The 11,111-nt window shown below is 72.7% G+C and carries 6 protein-coding genes; 3 read left to right on the top strand and 3 right to left on the bottom strand.

All coding sequences use genetic code 11. The features are described 5' to 3' along the window. Positions 1 to 173 precede the first annotated feature (173 nt). Positions 174 to 1,631: an LCP family protein gene (locus ABD817_RS33595; protein WP_344922340.1), complete on the bottom strand. Its 1,458-nt coding sequence runs from the start codon at positions 1,629 to 1,631 to the stop codon at positions 174 to 176. A 577-nt stretch (positions 1,632 to 2,208) separates the two neighbouring features. Between ABD817_RS33595 and ABD817_RS33590 the strand changes: the two genes are divergently transcribed. Beyond that, positions 2,209 to 3,147 carry an alpha/beta hydrolase gene (locus ABD817_RS33590; protein ID WP_344922339.1) on the top strand — a complete coding sequence of 313 codons (939 nt, stop codon included), beginning with the start codon at positions 2,209 to 2,211 and terminating at the stop codon, positions 3,145 to 3,147. Positions 3,148 to 3,397: 250 nt separating this feature from the next. On the opposite strand, the gene ABD817_RS33585 is transcribed toward ABD817_RS33590, so the two are convergent. Further along, positions 3,398 to 4,885: an alpha/beta hydrolase family protein gene (locus ABD817_RS33585; RefSeq protein WP_344922338.1), complete on the bottom strand. Its 1,488-nt coding sequence runs from the start codon at positions 4,883 to 4,885 to the stop codon at positions 3,398 to 3,400. Positions 4,886 to 5,056: 171 nt separating this feature from the next. On the opposite strand from ABD817_RS33585, the gene ABD817_RS33580 reads away from it, so the two are divergent. Both ABD817_RS33580 and ABD817_RS33575 read left to right on the top strand, forming a co-directional pair. Beyond that, the gene (locus tag ABD817_RS33580; RefSeq protein WP_344922337.1) at positions 5,057 to 6,184 is read left to right on the top strand and encodes an exonuclease SbcCD subunit D; all 1,128 of its coding nucleotides are present in this window, start codon (positions 5,057 to 5,059) and stop codon (positions 6,182 to 6,184) included. After that, complete coding sequence (locus ABD817_RS33575; protein WP_344922336.1) at positions 6,185 to 10,054, top strand: AAA family ATPase; 3,870 nt, start codon at positions 6,185 to 6,187, stop codon at positions 10,052 to 10,054. It abuts the gene before it with no gap. A gap of 395 nt (positions 10,055 to 10,449) precedes the next feature. On the opposite strand, the gene ABD817_RS33570 is transcribed toward ABD817_RS33575, so the two are convergent. Continuing rightward, positions 10,450 to 11,111, bottom strand: a 662-nt coding sequence (locus ABD817_RS33570; protein WP_344922335.1) for a PQQ-dependent sugar dehydrogenase, incomplete at its 5' end; no start/stop codon positions are given.

The following is an 11,111-nucleotide window of genomic DNA, read 5'->3' as shown; positions in this document are numbered from 1 at the left end:
ATGTCCCGATGTGATGTGGAACACCGTCGTGCGAAGCCGGGCGTTCACCCGGTTTCGAGACCTGTTCGGGGAGTCGGCCCGGCCGCTCGGTCGCACCTGGGCCTGTCCGCCGCCTGCTGTTCGTCGTTCGCTGTCCGTCGTCGGCCGGAGGTGGATGGGGGGAAGGTCGGTGCTCAGCCGCAGCCTTCGGTGATGCCCTTGGGAGTGGTCGGGTCCGGTTTCGCCGTGGTGCTCGCCGTGGGGAGGGGGGTGCGGGTGGTCGTGGCCTTCGGGGTGGCGCTGGGGGGCGCGGTGGCGGTGAGGGGGCGCCGGGTGACGGACGAGGTGCGCAGGGCCTTGGCGGTGACCGTGCGGATCTTGTTCCAGTTGGGGTAGCCGGTGTTGATCAGCGGCGGGACGAACTGGACACTGGTCACCTTCGCGTTCTTGACCTTCAGCGCCAGCGGGACCAGGTGCTCCAGCATCGGGCGCGGGATGTCGGTCCGCAGCAGTTCCTTGGTGGCCAGCGCGACCTGGTTGAACCGGGACAGCACGGTCGCCGGGTCCGACTGGGAGAGCAGGGCGCCCAGCACGCAGCGCTGGCGTCCCATCCGGGTGTAGTCGTCGCTGTTGGTGCGCGAGCGGGCGAACCACATCGCGTCGGCGCCGCGCAGCTTGCGGGTCCCGGCCTTGACCAGGCCCTCGTTGTACTTGCCGAAGACCACGTCCTGGGGAACCGTCAGCGTCACGCCCCCGATCGCGTCGATCAGCCGGGCGAAGCCCCACATGTTGACGAGGGCGTACCAGTCGATCTTCAGGCCCAGTGTGTAGCCGACCGTGTCGATGAGCGTCTTGGTGCCCTGGTTCTTACGGCCCCCGAAGATCTCCGGGTGCGAGTCGGCGTACTCCCAGACCGCGAAGAGCAGGTCCTCGCGCGAGCCGTCGGCGTTGGCCGGGAGCCGGAACCCGTCGGGGAAGCGTTTCGCCATGGGGGAGCCCGGGACGAAACGGACGTTCTCCAGGTTGCGCGGCAGGCTCAGCAGCACGGTGTTGCCGGACTTGACGTCCACGCTGGCCACGTTGATGCTGTCGGTCCGCACGCCCACCCGGTGGGTGTCGGCGTCGCCGCCGAGCAGCAGGATGTTCACCCGCTGACGGCCCGCCCACGGGTCCTCCTCGCCGCCCCCGCTGCTCGCGGGACGCGGGGTGGACGGGGCGCTGAAGACGTCGTCCAGCGCCGACTGCGAGACCGCCGCATACTGCCCGACCAGGCCGAACGGCAGGAGTACGCTCACCGCGAGCGTTCCCGCCACGCCTCCGGCGACCGCCTGCCCCTTACTGGGTAGCGTGCCGGGGTTCATCACCACGAACGAGTGCACGATCAGCACGAACCAGGCGACGCCGAGCGCGAGGGAGGCCACCGTGATGGCGGTCAGCCAGGATGAGGCGACCAGCTGCCCGGCGAGGTCGCCGAGGTTGGAGGTGAGCCCGACCCAGAGCAGGGCCAGCAGCAGCGCCGTGTACGCGCACAGGATCGCGAGCCCCGTCCTGCGCCATCCGGCACGCAGGTGCGCGGCGCCCGGGACGATGGCGGCCAGTGCCGTCCAGCCGATGACCGCACCGACGCCGGGCGGCTTTGATCTGTCCCGCAACTGCTCCCCGTTTCCTCGCGCTTGACCGCCGCAGGGAGATGGTAGGGGGGTGAAACCCGGTCGCGGGCGACAAGTCGGTGAACAATGCGGGAAGCTAATACGCCTATATCGCATCATTTCTACTGCAATGAGTCTCGATCGTGGTTTTCACCGAGATCGAATCACCGCCTCACCGCGCTGATCCGTATCGGCCCGCACCGACCCCATACCGGCTCGCGCTGACCCGTACCGGCTCGCACCGACCCGTACCGGTTCGGCACCACCGGGGGCGCCACGGTTCTTCCGGGGCAGCGCCCGGTACCCCTTCACGGGAAAGTCCCGACGCGGGGTCGGACGGAACTTCCGGCTCCTTCCCTGTGGGCTCCCGGCGCGGTGGATCGAACGCCCGGTTCCCTCCCCGGGAGGTTCCGATGTGGCCGGACGGAACCGCCGGTTCTTTCCTCGGGAGGCTCTGGGGTGGCCGAACGGGACTCCCGGCTCTTGCTTCGCGGGCTTTTGATATGACGGATCGGACGCCTGGCTCCCTCCGGGAGGTCCCGGTGTGGTTGGACAATTCGGACGAACTACCCTGATCGTTATGCCCGACGTTCTCGGTCCCGACTACGAGCTCACGGTCCTGCCGATGGCCGATGACGACGAGGGCGCGGTGGTGGCCTCGCTGGTGCGGCGACGGGCCGCCGAGCCCGTCCGCGGAGCGGTGCTCTACGTGCACGGCTTCACCGACTACTTCTTCCAGACCCATCTGGCCGACCACTTCGTCGCCAGGGGCTTCGACTTCTACGGCCTCGACCTGCGCAAGTACGGCCGCTCGCTGCTGCCGCACCAGACCCGCGGATTCGTGCGCAGCGTCACCGAGTACTTCCCGGAGATCGACGAGGCGGTACGTGTCATCCGCGAACAGGACGGGCACGAGCACGTCGTCCTCAACGCCCACTCCACCGGCGGCCTGATCGCCCCGCTCTGGGCCGACCGGGTCCGCGGCCGGGGGTTGGTCCAGGCGCTGGTGCTCAACAGCCCCTTCCTCGACCTCAACGTCCCCGCCCCCGTGCGGGCCGTCGCCGACCTGCTGCGCGGGCCGCTGTCCAGGTTGCCCGCCCGCGCCGTCCTGCCCATGACGACCGCCACCGCGTACGGCGCGAGCCTGCACCGCAGCCACCACGGAGAGTGGGACTTCGACCTGGAGTGGAAGCCCATCGGCGGGTTCGCGGTGCACGCGGCCTGGCTGGCGGCGATCCGCCGGGCGCAGCGCAGGCTGCACGACGGCCTCCGGGTGGACGTGCCGGTGCTGGTGCTCTGCGCGGAGAAGGGCCTGCGGCTGCGCGCCTTCATGCCCGAGGCCCAGGAGGCGGACGTCGTGCTCGACCCCCGGCGGATCGCCCGCTGGTCGACCAGCATCGGCTCGCACGTGACGTGCGTCCGGGTGCCGGGTGGCATACACGACCTGGTGCTGTCGTCCGAGCCGGTGCGCGAGCGCGTCTTCGCGGAGATGGACCGCTGGCTCGACGTCCGCGCCTGACGGTCATGGGGGCGTGACGCCGCTTTCGGCCGTCGTGATCCGTCATGATCCGCTGTGATCCGTCGTGATTCGTCGGGCCCCGTCTTGATCCGCCGGAAGGTGCCGGAAGTGCCGGGGCCCCATACCAGCCGGGGCCATACCAACCGGCCTCCATACCAACCGGCCTCCATACCAACCGGCCCCCGTGCCAACCGGCCTCCATACCAACCGGCCCCCGTGCCGGCCGACGACCCCGTACCGGCCCGGGTCCCTACCAGGGAAACGAGAACAGGCCGTAGTAGGCCGCGGCCACCAGTAGCAGGCCGGTGCTGCCCAGCACCCCGGCGATCGCGAAGCTCTGCGGGCGTGAGGGCTGCCAGCCCTCGCGCAGCCCCGACACGACGGCCGCCACGCCCGTGACCTCCTGCAGCAGCATCAGCAGCGCCAGGATCCTGATGACCAGCCACCCGGCGAGCACCGCGGGCCACGCCCCGGCCTGGTTGACCGAGAACAGCACGAGCAGCGTGATGAACGCCACCACCGAGACGAGCAGCCCCACCCCGGTCCACGCCATCCGGCGGAACCGCCGCCGGATCGGTGGCCAGACCAGGGTGTTGGCCTCCGCGACCGCCGCCCGGCCCCGCAGCCGCGCGGCCATCTCCGCGACCGGCCCGACCACGTAACCGACCACGGCCAGGCAGAGCGTGAGGCCGATCACCGTACCCCCGGCGTACCAGGGGGCGACGGGAACGTCGCTCGCCTCCAGCCGCTGGACCGGCGTGGCACCGGCGATGTGCACCGAGGGCCGGGCCGTGCCCGGCAGGCCCGTGACCCAGTTGGCCAGCGTCCGCAGGTAGTCGGGGACGAGGGGACCGCCGTGGAAGCGCATGCCGTGGTCGGCACGGTCGAGGTAGCGGATCGTGTAGTTGCCGTTGCCGCCCTTGGCGAGCGCGCCGGTCAGCGCCTTGCTGCTCTCCACGAACGGGATCGAGGGATCGCGCGTGCCGTACAGGGCGAGGACCGGCTGCCGCAGCTCGCGCAGCGCGGGCAGGCCGTCGTAGCGCAGGAAGTCGGCGTCGAAGGCGCCGATCGCGCGGATGAGCAGCTCGCGCACCCCGCTGGGCGCGTACAGCCGCTGGAGCTGCTCGCCCAGCGCCCACGTCACCTGCCGCATGGGGGAGACGTTGGGGGCCGACACCAGCACGGTGAACCCGACGGCACCGCTCTCGCGGGCGGCGAGGGGCACCACCCAGCTGCCCTCGCTCACCCCCCAGAGTCCCACCCTGGCCGGGTCGACGTCCTCGCGCGAGCGCAGCTCCTCCACCACGCGCAGGGCGTCGCGGGCGAGGAGGCCGAAGTCGCGCTTGAGGAAGTCGTAGCCCACGGTCCGCTTGTCGTAGACGAGGGTGACGATCCCAGCCTTGGCCAGCCACTCGGCCTGGGTCGTGAACTCGCCCCTCACCCCGGGGCCCGCCCCCTGTACGAAGATCAGCGCCGGGTGCCGTCCCGGGGCCACCGGCGCGCGGATCGTCGCCCCCAGCGGCGTGCCGTCCTCGGCCGTGACGGTGACGTCCTGCGTGGTGATCTGCCGGTTCGAGGGGACGTACCGAAGCTCGGACGGCGGCTGGGGAGGAAGGGTCTGGAAGACCGGATCGACGCGCAGAGGGGTCGGGTCGAACGGCGGCGGCAGGGTGTATCCCACCGTCGCGAGGACCACCAGGATCAGGCCTGAGGCGACGCTCAGGACACCGCGGCCCACCTGGACATCGACGCGATCCCCGATGGTGACTCGCCTCCGTGGTCGTCGTTGTTCCGGTATCGTTCCCCCCGATCTTCAAGCGTACTCACCGCCGGAAGCCCCGAACAGAGCGGGGATTCGCGTGACGTGAGTGGCCACATTTATCGCTGAGTCCTGTTAGCTTCGTGCGACATGCGGGTGTTGCACACATCGGACTGGCACCTGGGCCGCTCGTTCCACCGGGAGAGTCTCCTGGCCGCCCAGGGCGTCTTCGTCGACCACCTGATCGAGACGGTCAGGTCGGAGCGGATCGACGTGGTCGCGGTCTCCGGTGACGTCTACGACCGGGCGCTGCCCTCGGTCGACGCGGTCGACCTGTGCAACCAGGCGCTGCGGCGGCTGGTCGACACCGGCGTACGGACCGTGCTGATCAGCGGCAACCACGACTCGGCCCGGCGCCTCGGCTTCGGCGCCGACCTCATCGACGCGGCGGGCGTCCACCTGCGCACCGACCCGGGGCGGGTCGGCGAGCCGGTCGTCGTCGGCGACGTCGCCTTCTACGGCATCCCCTATCTGGAGCCCGAGCTGGTACGCGTCCCCTGGGAGCTGCCCGAGCGCACCCACACCGCCGCGATCGAGCACGCCATGTCCCTGGTCCGCGCCGACCTCGGGCGGCGCGGCCCCCGGTCGGTGGTCCTCGCCCACGCGTTCGTGACCGGGGGACGGGGCAGCGACAGCGAACGCGACATCAGCGTGGGAGGCGTCGCGCACGTCCCGGTGCGCGCCTTCGACGGCGTCGACTACGTGGCGCTCGGCCACCTGCACGGCCGCCAGCGGATGAGCGAGACCGCCCGCTACTCCGGCTCCCCGATCGCCTACTCCTTCTCCGAGACCGGCCAGACGAAGGGCTCCTGGGTGGTCGACATCGGCCCCGGCGGGTACGAGGGCGCCGAGTTCGCCGAGGCCCCGGTGCCCCGGCCGGTGAGCCGTCTCACCGGCCGCATCGACGACCTGCTCGCCTCGCCCGAGTACGCCCGCCACGAGGACCACTGGCTCCAGGTGACGCTCGTCGACCGGATCCGGCCCAAGGGCGCGATGGAGCGGCTTCGGTCACGCTTCCCGCACACGCTCGCCCTGTCCTTCGAACCCGAGGGCGGCGTCCCCGAGACCGTGACCCGTGCCAAGGCGGCCGGACGCCCCGAGATCGACGTCGCCCTCGACTTCGTCCGCGAGGTGCGCGGCGAGGCCGCCGACCCCGACGAGACCCGGCTGCTACGGGAGGCCGTGGAGTTCTCCCGCATGAAGGAGGCGAAGGCGTAGATGCGCCCGCACCGTCTGTGGATCACCGCGTTCGGCTCCTTCCCCGGTGAGGAGCAGGTCGACTTCGACGCCCTCGCCGAGGCGGGGCTGTTCCTGATCCACGGCCCCACCGGCGCGGGCAAGACCACCGTGCTCGACGCGCTCTGCTACGCCCTGTACGGCAGGGTGCCCGGCCGCCGCGACAGCGCGAAAAGCCTGCGCTGCGACCACGCGCCCCCGGGCCGGGGCCCCAGCGTGGCCCTGGAGGTCACGGTCAGGGGCCGCAGGCTGAAGATCACCCGGTCACCGGCCTGGCAGCGTCCCAAGCTCAGGGGCACCGGCACGACCAGGGAGAACGAGAAGGCCCTGCTCCAGGAGCTCGCGCCCTCCGGGGAGTGGGTGGGGCTGACGACCAGGGTCGACGAGGCCGGGGAGTTCGTCGGCACCCTGCTCGGCATGAACGCCGAGCAGTTCCTCCAGGTCGCGATGCTGCCCCAGGGAGACTTCGCCAAGTTCCTGCGCGCCGACGGTGAGGATCGCCGCAGGGTCCTGGAGCGCCTGTTCTCGGTGAAGATCTACGCCACCGCCGAGTCCTGGCTCGCCGAGCAGCGCACCGAGGCGTACCGCGAGCAGCAGACCCTCCGCAAGGAGGTCGACTTCGCCGTCAAGCGCCTGGAGGAGGCCGCGGGCCCCGTCTTCCTGACCGCGCTGGCCGATCTCCCCGAACCCGGGGTCTCCGTGGAGGACGACCCGCTGGGGTGGGCCGACGCGCTTGAGGACCTCGCGCGCCTGGAGGCCGCGCGGCTGGGCGGGGAGGGAGCCGAGGGCGAGGCGGCCGTACGGCGGGCGCGCGAGAGCCTGGAACGCGGGGCCGCGCTGGCCGACCGGCGACGGCGCCACGCCGAGGCGCTGACCAGGAGCCGGGCGCTGGAGGAGACGGCCGAGGAGCGCGCGGACCTGGAGACCATCCTGGAGGAGGCCGCCGCCGCCGACCGGGTGCTGCCGCTGATCCAGGGCGCCGAGCAGCGCGCCGAGGCCGCGTCCAAGGCCCACCACCTGGCCGCCGACGCCGTCGCCCGCGCCCTTCCCCTCCTCGACCCGTCCCTCGACCGCACCGGCATCGCATATAACGGCGGCGACGTCCATGACAGCATCCACGACGACGTCCGTGACCACACGGACGCCGGTGCGGACCGTCGTCACGCCGTACTCGGCCACCTGGTCACGCTGGAGCGCGACCGTCAGAGCGAGATCACCCGTCTGGGCGAGCTGCGTACGGAGGAGTCACGCCTGGCGGGAATCGTCCGGGAGCGGGAGAGGACCGCTCACGAGATCGCCGAGCTGACCGCCGAGCAGGCCGAGGCCGACGCCCGCTTGCAGGTCCTTCCCGGTCTCCGCCGGGAGCTGGACGAACGTCTCACCGCCGCGCGCCTGGACGCGGCCCGCGTCCCCGCCGCCGAGTCGGCGGTGGAGGGCGCCGCCACCCGCCTCAGGGCGGCCGAGCACCGCGACCGGCTCGCCGCCGACCTGTCCGCCGCCCGCGCCGACCTCGCCGCCAGACTGGCCGTCTTCCCCCCGGAGATCGGTGAGGCCCCCCACCCCGGTGAGATCCGCGAGGTCCTCACCGCCAGGGAGAGGGAGTGCGGGCGGGAGCTGGCCGGGCTGGAGGGGCTGCGGACCGAGGAGGCCCGGCTCGCCGAACTCGACGACCTGATCGCCGCGCTCGACGCCGAGCTCCCGGAGGTGGTCCGGCAGGAGGCCGAGGTCCGCGAGACCCTGGAGGGACTGCCCGCCGCGTCGGCGGAGGCGTCCGCCCGGCTGGGCGAGGCCAGGGCCGCCGCGGCGGGGATCCCGGCGGCGCGGGCGAGCTCCGAGACCGCCGCCTCGGTGCTCGCCGCGGCACGGCGCCGCGAGATACTCCGCGTCGAGCTGGAGTCCGCGCGCGCCGCGCAGAGCGAGGCCACCGACTTCGCCCAGGCGCTCCGTGACCGGCACCTGGACATCCGGCAGTCCAGGATCGACGGCATGGCCGCGGAGCTCGCCGCCAAGCTCACCCCCGGACAGCCCTGCGCGGTCTGCGGCTCACCCGACCACCCCGCCCCCGCCGCCCCGGCCGACCGGGCGCCCACCGCCGACGACGAGCGCGCCGCCCAGGGCGCCTACGAGGCGGCGATGGAACGGCGCCAGGCCGCGGGAACCACCGTCACGACGCTGGGCTCCCGCCTCGACGAGGCACTCGCCGTCGCCGGGGAGGTGACCGGGGAGGAGGCGGGGGAGATCCTCGACGAGGCGGGCCGGAGGCTGGCGGCGCTGACCTCCGCCGCGAGCGCCGAGGAGACCCTCGCCGCCGAGGTGGAGCGGATCACCGCCGAGCTGGACGGCGCGAGGACCCGGGCCGCGGAGATCGACCGGCGGCTCGCCGAGGGCCACGCCCGCCGTACGGGCTGGCAGGCCGAGCGCGAGCGCCTTACCGCCCGCCTGGACGACGCCCGGGGCACCGACCCCACGGTGCGGGACCGCCGCGACCGCCTCACCCGGGAGGCCGCGCGGCTGTCTTCCGCACTCACCGCCGCGACCCGCGCCCTTGAGGTCGCCACGGCCCACCGCGAGGCGAGCGACAGGACGGACCTGGCCGTACGGGACGCCGAGGGCGAGCTCACCGAGGCGGAGCGGGCACTGGGCGCGCTCCGCGAGTCGGCGGGGGCCGAGACGGCGCTGGCGGCCGAGGCAGGGCGGATCGCCGCCGAGTCCGAGCGGCTCGGGGAGCGCTCGCGTGAGCTCGCCGTCGGGCTGGCCTCCCGCCGTACGAACGCCGAGAGGCTCGGTGCCGACGCCGAGCGGCTGGCCGGGCGCCTCGACGAGGCGCGCGGCCAGGACCCGACGCTGGCCGCCAGGCTGGACCGGCTGGCCGACGAGGCCGCGCTGCTGCGGGAGGCCGTCGAGGCCGTCAGGGACGAGCGGGTCACCGCCGCCGAGCTCGCGACGGCCCGCGACCGGGCGCTGGGCGCCGTCGTCGAGGCGGGCTTCCTCGGGCTCGACGACGCCCGCGCGGCCCTCCGCTCTCCTGCCGAACGGGAGGAGAAGGCCGCCCGGCTCCGTGAGCTCGCCCAGGAGGCCGCCGCGGTCGCCGCGACGCTCGCCGACCCCGAGCTGATCGCCGCCGTGGCCGAGCCGGAACCCGACCTCGCCGGGCTGCGCGACGCGCGGGACGCGGCCGACGCCGCCCACGCCCGCCTGCTGTCCGAGCGGGACCGGGGGGAGGCCCGGCTGACCCGGCTGGCCGCGCTCCGCGTCGAGCTCGCCGCCTGCCAGCGACGCTGGGAGCCTGCCGACGAGCGGCACCGCCTGACCGAACGGCTCGCCACCCTGACCGGTGGAAACTCCACCGACAACCGGTGGAAGATGCGGCTGTCGTCCTACGTGCTCGGTGAGCGTCTCAGCCAGGTGGTCGAGTCGGCCAACGAGCGGCTCGACCACATGTCGGGCGGGCGCTATCTCCTGGAGCACAACCGCGACCGTTCGGCCGGAGACCGGAGCAGGTCCGGTGGCGGGCTCGGCCTGCACATCCTGGACAGCTGGACCGGTGTGGGCCGCGACCCGGCGACCCTCTCCGGCGGTGAGAGCTTCATCACCTCGCTCGCCCTCGCCCTCGGCCTGGCGGACGTGGTCAGCGCCGAGGCCGGGGGAGTGGAGCTCGGCACGCTCTTCGTCGACGAGGGCTTCGGCACCCTGGACGAGGACACCCTCGACGGGGTGCTCGACATCCTCGACGGCCTGCGCGACGGCGGCCGGGCGGTCGGCATCGTCAGCCACGTCGCCGAGTTGCGTACCCGGGTGCCCGCGCAGCTGCACATCCGCAAGGAGCGCCGGGGTTCGACCGTCCGCCAGTGACCGGGCGGGTGACCGTGGGACCCGGCGGTCCCACGGCACGCGTCCGGTCACCGTGTTTTCGTGCCATCCGTCCGCGACCGGCGGCGGCGTGGAGGCGTGGAGGCGTGGAACGGGAGCCGTGGACGTGCCACCCTCGGCCCGTCACCGCCGACGCCGAGGAACCGCCGACGCCGAGGAGAACCCGGAACGGGAACGCCGCGGGCGTCGAACGGCCCGCGGCGCCGCTGTTGCGGCAGGTGTTCAGGTCGATGCCGTCGTTGACCAGGTTCGAGCCGTTGAGCATGCCGGTGCTCTGGAACCAGTTCCAGGCGGCTTGTGCCCGGGGCCGGTTGGAGGATGCCGCCCGGTGGTCCTCGGGTCGTTTCCGAGGACCACCGGGCGCTCCCGCCGTCCGGCTAAACGCCGAGTGTGACGCGGAGGATCCTCTCGTTGCTGTTGTTGGGGGTGCTGTCCTTGTCGCCGGTGTTGGAGGTGGTCAGCCACAGGGCGCCGTTCGGGGCGGGCTCCACGGTGCGCAACCGGCCGTAGGTGCCGTTGAAGTAGGTCTGCACGTTGGTCAGGGAACTGCCGCTGATCACCGCGCGATACATCCGGGTACCGCGCTGGCAGGCCACATACAGCGCCTCCCGCACGATGGCGATGCCGGAGCAGGAGCCCTCCGCGGTGGGGTAGGTACGCTTGGGAGCGATGAACCCCGCGGTGCCGCAGGCGCCGCTGGTGCCCTCACACGACGGCCACCCGTAGTTGCCGCCCCGGGTGATGAGGTTGGTCTCGTCCATGATGCTGTTGCCGAACTCCTGCTGCCACAGCCGCCCCTGGGCGTCGAAGGCCAGCCCCTGCGGGTTGCGGTGCCCATAACTCCACACGCGGTTGCCGAACGGGTTGTCCGACGGCACACTGCCGTCCGGGTTGATCCGCAGGATCTTGCCACTCAGGTTGGAGGTGTCCTGCGCGTAGTTGCCGTTCTGCGCGTCACCGGTGGCGGCGTACAGCTTGCCGTCCGGACCCCACCGCAGACGGCCACCATTGTGATACTTGTTACGCAGGATCCCACTGA

It is taken from the genome of Streptosporangium oxazolinicum, assembly GCF_039537505.1.
GTDB classification, from domain to species: Bacteria; Actinomycetota; Actinomycetes; order Streptosporangiales; family Streptosporangiaceae; genus Streptosporangium; species Streptosporangium oxazolinicum.
This window is presented reverse-complemented; position numbering and strand designations above follow the sequence as displayed.

Coding starts and splice junctions, on each gene's coding strand:
- ABD817_RS33590 (WP_344922339.1), top strand. CDS start 2,209: ATGCCCGACGTTCTCGGTCCCGACTACGAGCTCACGGTCCTGCCGATG.
- ABD817_RS33580 (WP_344922337.1), top strand. CDS start 5,057: ATGCGGGTGTTGCACACATCGGACTGGCACCTGGGCCGCTCGTTCCAC.
- ABD817_RS33575 (WP_344922336.1), top strand. CDS start 6,185: ATGCGCCCGCACCGTCTGTGGATCACCGCGTTCGGCTCCTTCCCCGGT.